This is a genomic window from Streptomyces sp. PTY087I2 (assembly GCF_001687325.1).
In the GTDB taxonomy this organism is placed as follows: domain Bacteria; phylum Actinomycetota; class Actinomycetes; order Streptomycetales; family Streptomycetaceae; genus Streptomyces.
In genome coordinates, this window is record NZ_LZRD01000017.1 from 102197 (window position 1) to 116943 (window position 14747).

The window sequence follows — 14747 nt, forward strand, 5'->3', positions numbered from 1 at the left end:
GAAGCGCGGACCGGAGAGGCGCGGCGGTATGCGGGGGCGGAGGCGCTTCACGGCGCCCCGTCGATCAGGCCGGCCCGGTCGGCGAGGACCGCCGCCTGGACCCGGTTGACCCCGCCCAGCTTGGACAGCACCGAGCTGACGTGGTCCTTGACCGTGCCGTGGGAGAGCCGCAGCTCACGGGCGATCTCCCGGTTGGACAGGCCCGCGCCGACCAGCGCCAGCACCTGGCGTTCGCGGTCGGTCAGGGCCCCGGTGCGGTCGGCCGCACCGGTCTCCCGGCCCGCGGCGAGATAGCCCTCGATGACCGGGCCGACCGCCTCGGGCGCCAGGATCCGGCCCCCGGCGGCCAGTACGCGGACCGCGTGGACGAGCTGTTCCGGGGCAGTGTTCTTCATCAGTAAACCGACCGCGCCCGAACGCAGCGCGTCGTCGATGTGCCGGCCCGCGTCGAAGGTGGTCAGCATCGCCACGGCGGGCGGCGCGGTCAGCGCGCCCACCTGCCGCAGCACGGTCAGCCCGTCGACCTCGGGCATCCGGATGTCCAGCAGCAGGACGTCGGGGCGTACCTCCCGTACGCGGTCGACGGCGTCGACCCCGTCGCAGCAGGCGACCACCTCGATGTCCGGAGCAGCGCCCAAGATCAATTTCAGCCCGGACCGGACCAGCTGCTCGTCGTCCACGACGGCAACCCGAATCACGATGCGCCCCTTCACCCTGCCGACCAGGAATCACCGAAGGGTACGGCAGGAGCGGGGAGCGTTCCAGAGCAAGCGGAACGTTGAATTCCGGACCTCTCGGGCCGGCCTCGGGCCGACCGCCGGCCGTACCGGCGGCACCGTGAGCCCCTCCGCCACATCTCCGCAACGTGAACATTCTGCGTCAAGTGGCAACGGGCGTGGCGGCCTTGACATTTCGTCGCGCGGCCGATGATAAGATCATCTTACTTCCAGTGGGCTGATGGCGTATGGGGGCATTCCGGGAGGAATGGATTCCTCGGCCCCACCTTCGGAGGGGCACCTCCCGGAGCGGCGCACGGTCGTGGCGAACGAGGCCTGACTGCGTGCCGCCTGACGGGGTGTCAAGCCGTTTCCGCCATGGCACTTGAAGTGAGTCTCATGACATTTGCACAGGGCCCTGCCGTCTGGGCGCTGGTTGTCGTAGCCCTGGTCGCCGTGGGTGCCGTTCTGCGCGCTCGCGCGACCAACGTCAAGCTCCGCAGGAACCACGCCGAGCTGCGCCAGGAGCGCGACGCCCTCCTCCACCAGCGGGACGAACTCCACGTCGTCCACAACACTCTGCTCCAGCGTCAGTCCGCCGAACTCGCGGAGGTCCGCAAGGACGCCGAGGAGGAGACCAAGGCCGTCCTCAAGGCGGCCGTCCGGACCCTCCAGGGTCTCGCGGACGAACAGCAGGTTGTGATCGAGAAGGCCCAGCGCAAGTACGGCGACGACCCCGGGATCCTCGCCGACCTGATGGCCATGGACCACGCCAACAGCCAGTTCGGCCGGCGCGCCCAGGGCATCGCCGTGCTCTGCGGCGGCTGGCTCGGCCGCCGCGAGACCGTGGCCTCCGTCTTCGACGTGGCCCGCAGCGCCCAGGGCCGTATCCGGCACTTCGACCGGGTCCGGGTCAACGGCCAGGTGAACTTCTCCGTCGTCAGCCGCGCGGTCGAACCGGTCGCCGTGGTCCTCGCCGAGCTGCTCGCCAACGCCACGAACTACTCCGCCCCCGGCACCCCGGTCGAGATCAACATCCAGGCCGTGCCGACGGGCGTCTGCCTCATCGTCGACGACGCCGGTCTCGGCATGGGCCAGGAGGAGAAGGACCGCGCGGCGGCCCTCCTCTCCCCCCAGGCCGCGATCAGCGTCTCCAGCCTCGGTATTCCGCCGCAGTTCGGGTTCGCCGTCTCCGGGATGCTCGCCGCCCGCTACGGCTTCCGGGTCTCGGTGGACTCCGTTTCCCCCTATGGAGGCGTACGCGCGGTGGTCCTCATCCCCGACGAACTGCTCACCACCGAGGCGCCGCCCGCAGCCGCGCCGGCCGAGGCGCCCGAAGCGGCGCTCGCCCCGCAGCCGCAGGTCCGGCAGCCCGACCAGTGGCAGGCCCGGGCACACACCCAGGCCCAGCCCGAGCCCCAGCCCCAGGCGCAGGCCCCGGCCCCCGCGCCCACCCCGCTCTTCCCGCCCGCCCCCCGGCCGGACACCGCCACCCAGCCGCTCGCACAGATCACCACCACCGCCGGCGGGCTGCCGAAGCGTCGTCGCAAGAGCCCGGTCACCGCGGTGCCGTCGGCCGAACCGGGGCCCGTGCGCAGCAACGAGGAGACCGCGTCCCGGCTCGGCGCGTTCCAACGCGGCACCCGGTCCGGGCGCGACACGACGACGACGGAAGGACCCGAGTTCCAGTGAACCCCGATCTGTCCTGGGTACTCAACGACCTGCTCCAGGTACCCGGCGCCCGGCACGCGATCCTCGTGTCCGCCGACGGCCTGCTGCTCGCCAACTCCAGCGAGATCGGCCGGGACGACGCGGAGACCGTCGCCGCGGCCATGAGCTCCATGCAGTCCCTCAGCCGGGCCGTCGCCCCCTTCATCGGGACCCGTGATCCGGGCAGATGGCGGCAGACGCTCCTGGAGTACGAGGACGGCTGGATCTTCCTCATCGCCGCGGGCACCGGCGCCTACCTCGCCGCCACCGCCGCCGCCGACGTGGACATGGAGGCCATGTCCTTCCGGATGCAGCAGCAGGTCACGGCCCTGGGCAAGGCGATGACCACACCGCCCCGCCGCACCGCGGACAGCGAGATATGACGGCGCCGGGCGAGGAGCAGCAGGTCAGCAGCGGGTTCGTCCGGTCCTATGTCATCACCGGCGGGCGGGGGCTGCCCGACGCGGAGGATCTCTCCCTCGTCACGCTGGTCACCCTCGCTCCCGACCGCCAGCCGCCGCCGAATCCGGGCCCCGAGGTCAAGGCGATCTGGGAGCTGTGCTCCGGCGGCTATCTCTCGGTGGCCGAGGTCGCCGGCCACCTCGGCCTGCCGGTCGGGGTGGCCCGTCTCCTGCTCCAGGATTTACACCAGCAGGGACACCTCCTGCGCCGGAAGGCGCCGCCGCCGGCCCAGCTCGTTGACAGGAAGATCCTCGAAGAGGTGTTGCATGGACTCCAAGTCCGGTTCGGCTGAGAGCATCTATGTTCCGGAAGCGGTCCAGCGCGCGGCGAAGATCCTCGTCGTCGGGCACTTCGCGGTGGGCAAGACGACGCTGATCGGCACCCTGTCCGAGATCACGCCGCTGCGCACCGAGGAGCGGATGACCCAGGCCGCGGCCCAGGTCGACGATCTGCGCGGGGCGCCCGACAAGAAGACGACGACGGTCGCCCTGGACTTCGGGCGGCTCACCCTCAGCGACGAGCTGGTGCTCTACCTGTTCGGTACGCCGGGGCAGCAGCGGTTCGTGGAGCTGTGGGAGGACATGGCGCGCGGTTCGCTGGGCGCGCTGCTCCTGGTCGACCCGGCGCGGCTCGCCGACACGTTCCCCGTCATCGACCTGGTGGAGACGTACGGGCTGGAGTACGCGGTCGCCGTCAACAGCTTCGACCCGTACTCGCAGCACGCCGAGGACGAACTGCGCGAAGCGCTCGACCTGCTGCCCGACACCCCGGTCGTCTTCTGCGACGCCCGGGACCAGAAGTCCTCCGCGCACGCCCTGATCACCCTGGTCCGCCACCTCCTGACGCACGCGTCCTGACGCGGCACACGGTCCGGCGCGACACCACGACGCAGACGTAGACGTATACGAAGCCGGGGCCCCGACGGCCCCGCGATCACACCGAGGAAGCCGACATGGATCCGCAGCCGGGAGCCACCCCGTACAGCGCCCCCGCCGGGTGCCCCATGCACCAGCAGCAGACGTCGCTGTACGGACCGGAGTTCGCCGCCGATCCGCACCGCTTCTACGACACGGCCCGCACCCACGGCCCCGCCGCGCCCATCGAGCTGGCCCCGGGGGTGGACGCCACGCTGATCGTGCAGCACGAGGCGGCGCTGCGGGTGCTCCAGAACCCGGCGCTGTTCGCCCGCGACTCGCGGCGCTGGGCCGCGCTGCGCGAGGGCGCCGTCCCGATGGACAGCCCGGTGCTGCCGATGATGATCTACCGGCCCAACTGCCTGTTCACCGACGGTGCGGAGCACCTGCGGCTGCGCAAGGCGGTCACCGAGTCGCTGGCCCGGCTCAACAGCAGCCGGCTGAGCCGGGACGTCGAGCGGATCGCCGACTATCTGATCGACCAGTTCATCGAGCGCGGCACCGCCGACCTGCTCAACGAGTACGCCAAGCTCCTGCCGCTGCTCCTGTTCAACCAGCTCTTCGGCTGCCCCGGCGACATCGGCGACCGGCTGACCCGCTCGATGTCCGCGATCTTCGACGGCGAGGATGTGCTGCGCGCCAACGCCGAGCTGACCGAGTGCCTGATGGAGCTGGTCTCGATCAAGCGCCGCCAGCCCGGCGACGACATCACCTCCTGGCTCATCCAGCACCCGGCGGGGCTGCGGGACGAGGAGCTGAAGGACCAGCTGGTGATGCTGATGGGCGCGGGCGTGGAGCCGGAGCGCAATCTGATCGGCAACGCGCTGCTGCTGATGCTCGCCGGGGAGCAGCCGGGCGCGCCCGAGCGGCGCGGTTCGGGGATGCTCGTCGAGGACGCGCTCGACGACGTCCTGTGGAACAACCCGCCGATCGCCAACTACGCCACGCACTACCCGGTGCGGGACATCGAGCTGGACGGGGTGGTGCTGAAGGCGGAGACGCCCGTGCTGATCAGCTTCGCCGCCGCGAACAGCGACCCGGGGCTCACCGACGCCCGCCAGACCCTCAGCAAGGGCGCCCATCTCGCCTGGGGCGCGGGCCCGCACGTGTGCCCGGCCAAGTCGCCCGCGACGCTGATCGCGCTGACCGCGATCGAGAAGATCCTCAACACCGTCCCGGACCTCTCGCTGGCCGTGCCCGCCTCGGGGGTCGCCTGGCGTCCGGGCCCCTTCCACCGGGCCCTGATCGCGCTGCCCGTACGGTTCACGCCGACGGCCGCGCGGCGGGCCTCGGCCGGGGTGCAGCCGCCGGCCCAGACCTCGGCCCAGCTCCCCGACCCGTACCGCAACGCCCCCTCCGCAGGCCCGGTGACGCCCCGTCACACCCCGGAGCCGGCCAAGAAGCAGAGGGGCTGGTGGAGTTCGTTCCTCGACGTGTTCCGCGTATGACTCACAGCCCGACAATTCGCTGGTGACAACGGGCATTTGTGACGATCGCATGTGACGGGGGCAACAAAGATCGATGCTTGGCGCAGATATCCGGAGGGGTAGGTTCAGTTCGGTAACCATGGGCCTAGGTCAAGGAACTCTGCGTGAGCATCACTGGCGGTACAGGCAGGAACCCGGACGGCCGTCGTGCGGTCATCGCTCTGCTCCGCAGACTCAATTCACCCGAAGGACAGGCCGAGCCGTACGGAATACTCGCGGAGCTGCGGACGATGGGTGACGTCGTCCGCGCTCCGTGGAACGGCTATTTCGTCACCGGATTCGACACATGCAGCACGGTGCTCCGGGGCCGTAACTGGCTCGCACCGGACCTCGCCTGGCAGGAGCGGCAGGACGACTCCAAGCAGTGGGACGCGATCGCGACCCGGGAGATGACCACCACCCTCGCCCGGCTCAACGCCCCCGAGCACACCTGCCAGCGCCGCTCGCTCGGCAACCTCTTCGACCGCTCCACCATCGAACGCCTCGCCCCCGACGTCGAGCGCGACGCCGACCGGCTGCTGGACGAGCTGGCGGAGAAGCTCCGCTGGGGCGAGGCCGACTTCGTCTCCACGGTCAGCGAACAGCTGCCGGTCAGCACCGTCGGCTCCTGGCTGGGGATCCCGCCCGAGGACTACCCGCACATCCTGGAGATCACCCACAACCAGGTGTACGCCCAGGAGTTGCTGCCCACCAAGTCGCAGCTGGCCGTCTCCGCCGAGGCGACCCTGGCGCTGCGCGCCTATTTCACCGAGCTGGTCGCCCGCCGCCGGGCCGAGCCCCGCCACGACGTGCTGACCGAGTGGATCCACACCTGGGACGCGATGGAGCCGGACCGGGAGCGGGCGGACGAGATCCTCTACCGGCTCACCATGTTCGTCACCATCGCCTCGCTGGAGACCACCGCGACGCTGCTCACCTCGATGACCCGTCTGCTGACCGAGCCCGCCCGGTGGGCCTGGCTGCGGGAGCACCCGGAGCACGTCGACGCGGCCGTGGACGAGGTGCTGCGCTACGACCCGCCCATCCACATCAACACCCGGATCGCCGCCGAGGACACCGTCCTGGCCGGGGTCCCCATCAAGAAGGACAGCATGATCCACGTCCTGTACGGAGCGGCCAACCACGATCCGCGGCGGAACCCGGACCCGGCCGGCTTCGACATCCTGCGCGGCGGCAGCCACCTCACCTTCGGCGGCGGGGTGCACTATTGCCTGGGCGCGGCGCTGGCCAAGCTGGAGGCGCGGACGCTGCTGGCACGGATGCTGGACCGTTTCCCCACCCTGCACACCGTCGCGCCGCCGGAGTACGCCGCCCGGATGGTCTTCCGGCGCATCACCTCGCTGGGCGTGGCGCTGTGAAGCTCTCGCTGCCCGACTTCCTGACCTCGAACGACCGCGCCACGACGGTACGCACCCGGCGCGAGGGCGCCGTCCTGCACGTGGAGCTGAACGCGCCCGCGAGCGGGAACGCGGTGACCGAGGCGATGCTCGACGAGCTGCTGGCCGTCGTCGCCGCCCCGGACCCGGAGGTGCGGGTGCTGGTGCTCGGCGCGGCGGGGGACGACTTCTGCCTGGGCGGGGACCGCACCGAGTTCGGCCAGTGGCTGGAGGAGGACCCGACGGGCCGGGGCATCCGGGTCGCCGGGGAGAAGGCCCGCCGGGTCTGCGAGGCGCTCTCCGGCGGCCGGGCGGTGACCATCGCCCGGGTCCAGGGCAAGGCGGTCGGCGCGGGGTTCGCGCTGGCCCTGGCCTGCGATCTGCGGGTCGGCGCGGAGAACGCCTCCTTCCGGCTGCCGGAGCTGGCGCTCGGGCTGCCGACCGCCTGGGGCGGGCTGCTGCCCCGGCTGATCCACGAGGTGGGCGCGGCCCGGGTTCGCGAGCTGATCCTGACCGGCCGGGCGTTCGGCGCCGCCGAGGCCCGCGAGCTGTCCGTGCTCCAGCGGGTGGTGCCCGCTGCGGAGCTGGACGACGCGGTCGCCGCCTGGGCGAAGCCGGTGGTCCGCCGCCCGGAGGCCGCGCTGCGGGTCACCAAGGCGCTGCTGAACTCCTATGCCGCCGCCACCCGGCTGGCCGACCCCTCGTTCCTCGACGCGGAGCTGATGGCCTCGGTGGCGGCCGCCACCCGGCGCTCTCCGGCGGGCGGCGGGGGAAGGGGCGGGTCACACTCGTAAAAACCCGAGTGAGAGGTCTCCGGCGTGGACGTACCGGTGTGGCTGTGGATCGTGTTCGCCGTGACCGTGATCGTCTCGCTGACGGTCGACCTCCTGGCGCACCGCAAGGCCCATGTCATCGGCTTCAAGGAGGCCGGGCTGTGGAGCGCGCTGTGGGTGGGGCTCGCACTGGTCTTCGGCGGGGTCGTCTTCCTGACGCTCGGGACGACCGCCGGAACGGAGTACACGACCGCGTGGCTGCTGGAGAAGAGCCTGTCGGTCGACAACCTCTTCGTCTTCGCGCTGATCTTCGCGTATTTCAAGGTGCCCCGGGAGTATCAGCACCGGGTGCTTTTCTTCGGCGTCATCGGCGCCCTGGTGTTCCGGGCGCTCTTCCTGACCGCCGGTGTGGCGGTCGTGAACCGCTTCACGTTCGTGCTGTTCGTCTTCGCCGCGATCCTCTTCTACAGCAGCTACAAAATCCTCAGCGGCCAGGAGGAGAATTTCGACCCGGGCAAGAGCTTCGCGGTGCGGCTGCTGCGGAAGGTCATGCCGGTCCAGGACGACTATTCCGGCACGCATTTCATCGTCCACAAGGAGGGGCGGCGCATCGCCACGCCGCTGCTCGCGGTGGTCGCCGCGATCGAGGCGGCCGACCTCATCTTCGCGGTCGACAGCGTGCCCGCGGTGCTCGCGGTCAGCGACGACCTGTTCATCGTCTACACCAGCAACGCCTTCGCGATCCTGGGGCTGCGGGCCCTGTACTTCCTGCTGGCGGGGCTGCTCGACCGGTTCCACTACCTGAGCCACGGGCTGGCGGTCATCCTCGCCTTCATCGCGGTGAAGCTCGTCCTCCAGGCCTGCCACAAGATGATCAGCACCTCGATCCCGGAGATCCCGTCGCCGGTGAGCCTCGCCGTGATCGTCGTCATCCTGGCCGTTTCGGTGACCCTGAGCCTGCGCCGTCCGCCGCAGGACAAGAGCGGTCCGGACGCCTCCGGCACCGACACGAACGCGTAAGACGAAGGCAAAGCACAGGGAAAGACTTTCCCAAATCCTCCGCCGGACCTATCGTGAGTAAATGGACAGGAAAAAGCGTGACCTTCACCAGCGGGCCGCTTTCATGTGCCCCACGTGCAAACAGCCCGTCTCCTCGGAAATCCACCGCCACAAGTCCCTCGGGATCTTCGTCCCGGTATGGCGCGCGGGCCCCTGCGAGAACCCCGAGTGCCCGGAATACGCCGCCGCCCGGGAGTGGCGCGCCCGGCACCGCTCCCGCCACTGACGCTCCCGGCCGGTCCGGCCCGGTCCGCCCGACGCGCGGACCGGCCCCCGGCTGACTAGCGTGGGCCGTGACGGGTGGGGGCCGAAGACAGAACTCGGGGACCGAGGGAAGGACCGGCACGCCATGGCTGTACAACCCGAGGGCACCCCGTGCTGGGCGGACGCCATGTTCGCCGACGTCGAGAGCGCGAAGAGCTTCTACGCGGACGTGCTCGGCTGGACGTTCGGCGAGAGCCAGGCGGAGTTCGGCTACTACACACAGGCGTACGCGAACGGCCGGGCGGCCGCCGCCGTCTCCCCGCCCATGCCGGGCGAGGAGGGCACCCCCTCCTCCTGGTGCCTCTACCTCGCCTCGCGGGACACCGCCGCGTCCGCCGCGAAGGTCCGCGAGAACGGCGGCGAGATCCTGGTCGAGCCGATGGAGGTCGGTGCGTTCGGCACGATGGCCCTGGCCCGCGACCCCGGCGGAGCCGTGTTCGGCATCTGGCAGGGCAACACCCACGAGGGGTTCGAGACGGAGATGGGCGCGCCCGGCGGGTTCTGCTGGAGCGAGGTCTTCACCCGGGACGCGAAGGCGGTGGACGCGTTCTACCCGGCGGTCTTCCCGTACACGGAACAGAAGATGGACGAGGCGACGATGGACTTCGCCGTCTTCGAGGCCCAGGGGCAGCCGGTCCTCGGCCGGATGGTGATGAACGGGGACTTCCCGCCCGAGCTGCCCCCGTTCCTGATGGTGTACTTCGCGGTGCCGGACTGCGACGCGGCGGTGGCGAGGGCGACCGGGCGCGGCGGGGTGCTCCAGTTCGGGCCGACGGACAGCCCGTTCGGCCGGTTCGCGGCGATCACCGACCCGCAGGGCGCCGCGTTCTCCGTGATCGACGTGACCACCACCAAGGGCGAGATGCCCGGGATGAGCCCGGTGAGCTGACCCGGGCCGACAGCCGCCGAGCGGGCCGCGACCGGAGGAGGACCGGCGCGGCCCGTCCGCCTGCCCGCTGCCCCGTCGACCGCCGCGCGGCGGGCCCCGTAGATTCCTCCGACGCCCCTCGCATCTGCGATGGAACATCGTCCAGAGAATGGCACCTGCCACCCGAAATGGCCTAGCGTGTCGCACATGCAGTCCTACACAATCGGCCAGGCAGCCCGGCTGCTCGGGGTCAGCCCCGACACCGCCCGCCGCTGGGCGGACGCCGGCCGGGTCGCGACCCATCGCGACGAGGCCGGCCGCCGTCTCATCGACGGCCGCGCGCTGGCCGCCTTCTCGATCGAGGTCGGCCAGGGTGCGGGCGGCGAGGACGAGGCCCCCTACACCTCGGCCCGCAACGCGTTCCCGGGCATCGTCACCGCGGTGAAACTCGGCGACGTCGCGGCCCAGGTCGAGATCCAGGCCGGGCCGCACCGGCTCGTCTCGCTCCTGACCCGGGAAGCGGTGGAGGAGCTGGGCCTTGAGGTCGGCATGCAGGCGACCGCCCGCGTGAAGTCGACCAGCGTGCACATCGACCGCACCTGAGCCCGGCCGCCGGGCGCCGGCGAAGGCCCGCCGCCGCCCGCCCCGTACCGCACCCGCCGCCGCCGTTCCGTACCGCACCCGCATGTACGCACGTACGTCCATGTCCTACGCCCACGCCCCACGCCCTCGTATCCAAGGAGCCTCACCCTCATGTCTCTCCTGCTCACCCGCCGCCGCGCCGCCTCCGCCGTCCTGACCGCCGCGCTCCTCGTCCCGCTCGCCGCCTGCGGCAACGACGACTCCGGCACCGCGAAGGACAAGGAGACGGGCAGCGGCTCGGGCACCGCGTCGGCCGCCCCGAAGGCCGACCTGACCGTGCTGGCCGCGTCCTCCCTGACGGACGTCTTCAAGGAGGCGGGGGCCGCGTACGAGAAGGCGAACCCCGGCACCAAGGTGACGTTCTCCTTCGCCGGCTCCCAGGAGCTGGCCGCCCAGGTCAAGCAGGGCGCCCCCGCCGACGCCCTGGTCACCGCCGACACCAAGACGATGGACGGCCTCTCCGGCGACACCGGCAAGCCCACCGTCATCGCCAAGAACCGCCTGGTCATCGCGACCGGCGAGGGCAACCCGGAGAAGGTCGAGAACCTCAAGGACCTCGCCGACCCGAAGCTGAAGGTCGTCCTGGCCGCCCCCGAGGTGCCGGTGGGCCGCTACAGCCAGCAGATCCTCGACGCGCAGAAGATCGAGGTGAAGCCGGTCTCCCAGGAGCCCAACGTCCGCGCGGTCCTCAGCAAGGTCGAGCTGGGCGAGGCGGACGCCGGGCTCGTCTACAAGACCGACGCCGCGACCGCCACCGACAAGGTCGACGCGATCGAGATCCCCGACTCGGAGAACGCCATCGCCTCCTACCCGGCCGCCACCCTGAAGGCGTCCAAGCACAGCGAGGCGGCCGCCGCGTTCGTCGCCTGGCTCTCCACGCCCGAGGCGCAGAAGATCCTCCAGGGCGCGGGCTTCCAGCAGCCGTAACCGCACCCGCCCGGCGGCCCGCACGCCGCCGGGCGGCCAGGCCCGTCCCGGCGGGGGCCCGTACACCGCCGGAAACCCCGTACGTCCCGGCGGGGCCCGTACCGTCCTACGGGCCCCGCCGGGCACCGTTCACCCCCGCCGCCGCCCGACGAGGTCACCATGAAACGACCGGCACTCCGCCGTACGCCCGGGGCCCGCGCGCCCCTGCTGCTGACGGTGCCCGCCCTGCTGGCCGTGGCGTTCCTGATGCTGCCGCTCGTCGGGATCCTGGTCCGCACCTCCTGGGGCGAGCTGGGCGACCACCTCACCGCCGAGGCCACCACCCAGGCGCTGCGGCTCTCCCTGCTGGTCTCCGGGTGGGCGCTCGGGCTCTCCCTGCTGCTCGGGGTGCCGCTGGCCTGGCTGCTGGCCCGGGTGCCGTTCCCCGGCAAGGCGTTCGTCCGCTCGCTGGTGCTGCTGCCGATGGTGCTGCCGCCCACGGTCGGCGGCGTCGCGCTGCTGCTGGCGTTCGGGCGGCGCGGGCTGCTCGGCCCCTGGCTGGAGGACACCTTCGGCATCACGCTCCCCTTCCACACCTCGGGGGCCGTGCTCGCGGCGACGTTCGTCGCGATGCCGTTCCTGGTCATCTCGCTGGAGGGCGCGCTCGGCGGACTGCGCCCCCGGTACGAGGAGACCGCCGCATCCCTGGGGGCCTCCCCGATCCGGGTGTTCCTCACCGTGACGCTGCCGATGGTCGCCCCCGGGCTGATCGCCGGGGCCGCCCTGACCTGGGCGCGGGCGCTCGGCGAGTTCGGCGCGACCATCACCTTCGCCGGGAACCTCCCCGGCACCACGCAGACCCTGCCGCTCCAGGTCTATCTGCTGCTCCAGGACTCGCCGGAGGCCGCCACCTCCGTGTCGCTGCTGCTCCTGGCCATCGCGATGATCGTGCTCATCGCGCTGCGGGGCCGCTGGACCGGCACCCCGGGCGACCACCGGAACCTCGCGAGCCGCGCGGCGGCCGCCCGCCCCGACGACCCGGCCGGCACGGCCCCGGACCCGCTCCCCGAACCCACCGCCGACCTGGTCAAGAAGAGCCCGCCCGAGCCCTGGCCGCTGCACGCCGACGTCACCGGCTTCACCCGCCTGACCCTGGACGCCGGACCCGGCACCACCATCGCGGTGGTCGGCCCGAACGGCGCGGGCAAGACGACGCTCCTGCGGGCCCTCCTCGGCCTCACCCCCCGCGCCCACGCCGAACTCCGCCTCGGCGACGACGACGTCACCGGCCTCCCCCCGCACCGCCGGGGCGTGGCCTGGGTCCCCCAGGACGGGGCCCTCTTCCCGCACCTGAGCGCCCTCACCAACACGGCGTACGGGCTCCGCGCCCACGGTGTGCCGCGCGCCGAGGCCCGCCGCGAGGCCCAGGGCTGGCTGGACCGGCTCGGGGTGGGCCACCTCGCCCACCGCAAGCCCGCCCAGCTCTCCGGCGGGCAGGCCCAGCGGGTCGCCCTGGCCCGCGCGCTCGCCGCCCGCCCGCGCCTCCTGCTGCTGGACGAACCGCTCGCCGCCCTCGACCAGACCACCCGGGCCCGGGTGCGGCACACCCTGCGCGGGCACCTCGCGGAGTTCGGCGGGGTCTGTCTGATCGTCACCCACGACCCGGTCGAGGCGGTCTCGCTGGCCGACCGGGTCCTGGTGCTGGAGGACGGCCGGGCCCTCCAGGACGAGCCGCCCGCCGAGGTCACCCGGCACCCGCGCTCGCCCTGGGTGGCCCGGATGCTGGGCCGCAACGCCTGGCCCGGCACCGCCACCGCCGACGGCCTAGCGCTGGAGGGCGGCGGCCATCTCGTGGTCGCCGAGCCCCTCCCGGCAGGCACGGACGCCCTCGCGGTCATCGCGCCCGAAGCCGTCTCCGTACACCGGGAGCGGCCCACCGGATCCCCGCGCAACGTCTGGCCGGGCACGGTCCGCGAGATCACCTCGGGCGGCAGCCGGCTGCGGCTGCTGATCACCTCGGCCGAGGCCCCGGACCTGGTCGCGGAGATCACCCCGGGGGCCGCGGCCGAGCTGGGCATCGCCGACGGGAGCGCCGTCTGGACCAGCGTGAAGGCGACGGAGGCGACGGTCGTACCGCTCTGAGCCCGCAGCCGGGTCCGGGGCGCGAGGGAACCATCGCTGCTGTCGGCGCGTACTTCTGTACGTACGCGACAACCGGGAAACGGGGACCTCATGGCACTGTTCGGCAACGCCCACACGATCAACCCGGCCACCGCCCAGCAGGACTACGCGAAGCTGCTCGGCCAGGGCGAGCAGGTGCACGCCGCGTTCCTGCTGATCCGCGACACCATCCTGTTCACGGACCGGCGGCTCATCCTCGTCGACAAGCAGGGCATCACCGGCAAGAAGACCGAGTACCACTCCGTTCCGTACCGCAGCATCACGCACTTCGCGGTCGAGACGGCCGGGACGTTCGACCTCGACGCCGAGCTGAAGATCTGGATCTCGGGCAGCGCGACCCCGCTCCAGAAGACGTTCACCAAGGGCGTCGACATCTACGAGGTGCAGGCGATACTCACGCAGTTCGTCGCCCGGTAACCCCGCGGCTCAGAGGGACGGGCGCAGCCGGGCCGCCGCCGAGTGGCCGGGGACGGCGGCGCGCAGCCTCGCGGCGCGCTCCCGCAGTTCGGGCAGCAGCGCGTAGAGCGCGTCGCCGGGGCAGCGGGTCTCGAAGCTGTCGCGGTGGCCGGAGATGACATGCAGGTGGGCCACCTGCCCCTCGTCGAAGCGGCTCTCGTCGTTCGTCGAGACCAGGTCGACGCTGCCCAGCGGGTCCGCCCCGGGCCGCAGCTTCCAGGCGGCGAGCTTCACCAGCGCGTCCATCATCGGCTCCGGCACCTCGGCCCCCTCGCCGAAGTTCCCGATCGCCGCGATGCCGACCGTGTCGGCGTTGAACCCCTTGGTGTGCGCGCCGAGCACCGAGCGGCCGACGCCGCCGGCCCGGCCCTCGTAGATGGTGCCGCAGCGGTCGACGAGGAAGTTGTAGCCGATGTCGTCCCAGCCGTCCTGCCGGATGTGGTCGCGCTGGACGGCCCGGATCAGCCGGGGGGCGTCCGCGCAGTCGTAGTCGTTGGGGTTGCCGGTGTGGTGGACGAAGACCGCCCGCGCCGCGCCCGTGTAGTGCGGCCCCTCCCGCACCAGCTTCTCGTCCGCGTGCCAGTCCCGGCGGCTGACGACGGCCGGCTGCGGGAGCCCGCGCGGCGGCCGGGGTCCGGTGGCCGGCTCCGACCCCGGCGTACGGAACGCCGGACCGTCCCCGAACACCAGGAGGGCCAGGGGCAGAACCAGAGCGCCCAGGACGAGTCGGCGGGACCACATGGACTCCACCCTGCGCCCTGACCTCCGGGTTCGCAGAGGAGCGGGCCGATCGGGTGACAGGGCGCCGGGCCTGCGCGCCCCCTCCCGCCCTCTCCCCGGACCCTCCCCGCAGCCCGGTCGATCCATCCGGAATGCGCGTTATGTCGGGTGTTCTTACGATGAGATCCGCATCATCGCCCGCTCCCTGCGGGG

General features: G+C 72.0%; 15 protein-coding genes. 13 read left to right on the forward strand and 2 right to left on the reverse strand.

Going from position 1 to position 14747, the window contains the following annotated elements; translation table 11 throughout:
- Nucleotides 1-47: 47 nt before the first annotated feature.
- On the reverse strand, nt 48-698 hold the full coding sequence (locus A3Q37_RS19765; RefSeq protein ID WP_065486613.1) for a response regulator transcription factor: 651 nt from the start codon (nt 696-698) through the stop codon (nt 48-50).
- 417 nt (nt 699-1115) lie between these two features.
- Between A3Q37_RS19765 and A3Q37_RS19770 the strand changes: the two genes are divergently transcribed.
- The 13 genes from A3Q37_RS19770 (at nt 1116) to A3Q37_RS19830 (ending at nt 13775) form a co-directional block, all read left to right on the forward strand.
- Complete coding sequence (locus tag A3Q37_RS19770; protein ID WP_065486460.1) at nt 1116-2408, forward strand: ATP-binding protein; 1293 nt, start codon at nt 1116-1118, stop codon at nt 2406-2408.
- Complete coding sequence (locus A3Q37_RS19775) at nt 2405-2809, forward strand: roadblock/LC7 domain-containing protein (protein ID WP_010063113.1); 405 nt, start codon at nt 2405-2407, stop codon at nt 2807-2809. Before A3Q37_RS19770 ends, A3Q37_RS19775 begins: the two co-directional genes overlap by 4 nt.
- Nucleotides 2806-3180 (forward strand): DUF742 domain-containing protein, encoded by a 375-nt coding sequence (locus A3Q37_RS19780; protein WP_065486462.1) that lies wholly within the window; start codon nt 2806-2808, stop codon nt 3178-3180. The genes A3Q37_RS19775 and A3Q37_RS19780 overlap by 4 nt, the downstream gene beginning before the upstream one ends.
- Complete coding sequence (locus A3Q37_RS19785) at nt 3155-3745, forward strand: ATP/GTP-binding protein (RefSeq protein ID WP_065486464.1); 591 nt, start codon at nt 3155-3157, stop codon at nt 3743-3745. The genes A3Q37_RS19780 and A3Q37_RS19785 overlap by 26 nt, the downstream gene beginning before the upstream one ends.
- A 95-nt stretch (nt 3746-3840) precedes the next feature.
- Nucleotides 3841-5250, forward strand: a complete 1410-nt coding sequence (locus A3Q37_RS19790; protein WP_079137883.1) for a cytochrome P450 — start codon at nt 3841-3843, stop codon at nt 5248-5250.
- A 269-nt stretch (nt 5251-5519) separates the two neighbouring features.
- Nucleotides 5520-6647, forward strand: coding sequence for a cytochrome P450 (locus A3Q37_RS19795; protein WP_065486466.1), 1128 nt, complete (start codon nt 5520-5522; stop codon nt 6645-6647).
- On the forward strand, nt 6644-7459 hold the full coding sequence (locus A3Q37_RS19800) for an enoyl-CoA hydratase/isomerase family protein (protein WP_065486468.1): 816 nt from the start codon (nt 6644-6646) through the stop codon (nt 7457-7459). The genes A3Q37_RS19795 and A3Q37_RS19800 overlap by 4 nt, the downstream gene beginning before the upstream one ends.
- Nucleotides 7460-7483: 24 nt before the next feature.
- Nucleotides 7484-8458: a TerC family protein gene (locus tag A3Q37_RS19805; RefSeq protein ID WP_065486473.1), complete on the forward strand. Its 975-nt coding sequence runs from the start codon at nt 7484-7486 to the stop codon at nt 8456-8458.
- A 388-nt stretch (nt 8459-8846) separates the two neighbouring features.
- Nucleotides 8847-9650: a VOC family protein gene (locus A3Q37_RS19810; RefSeq protein WP_065486474.1), complete on the forward strand. Its 804-nt coding sequence runs from the start codon at nt 8847-8849 to the stop codon at nt 9648-9650.
- Between the two features lie 186 nt (nt 9651-9836).
- Nucleotides 9837-10232, forward strand: a complete 396-nt coding sequence (locus tag A3Q37_RS19815; RefSeq protein ID WP_006126196.1) for a molybdopterin-binding protein — start codon at nt 9837-9839, stop codon at nt 10230-10232.
- 150 nt (nt 10233-10382) lie between these two features.
- Complete coding sequence (gene modA, locus A3Q37_RS19820) at nt 10383-11198, forward strand: molybdate ABC transporter substrate-binding protein (protein WP_065486476.1); 816 nt, start codon at nt 10383-10385, stop codon at nt 11196-11198.
- A gap of 159 nt (nt 11199-11357) precedes the next feature.
- Nucleotides 11358-13319: an ABC transporter permease gene (locus A3Q37_RS19825; RefSeq protein ID WP_065486477.1), complete on the forward strand. Its 1962-nt coding sequence runs from the start codon at nt 11358-11360 to the stop codon at nt 13317-13319.
- Between the two features lie 90 nt (nt 13320-13409).
- Complete coding sequence (locus A3Q37_RS19830) at nt 13410-13775, forward strand: PH domain-containing protein (protein ID WP_065486479.1); 366 nt, start codon at nt 13410-13412, stop codon at nt 13773-13775.
- A 9-nt stretch (nt 13776-13784) separates the two neighbouring features.
- Here A3Q37_RS19830 and A3Q37_RS19835 read toward each other — a convergent pair whose 3' ends face one another.
- On the reverse strand, nt 13785-14555 hold the full coding sequence (locus A3Q37_RS19835) for a peptidoglycan recognition protein (RefSeq protein WP_065486480.1): 771 nt from the start codon (nt 14553-14555) through the stop codon (nt 13785-13787).
- Between the last annotated feature and the right edge of the window lie 192 nt (nt 14556-14747).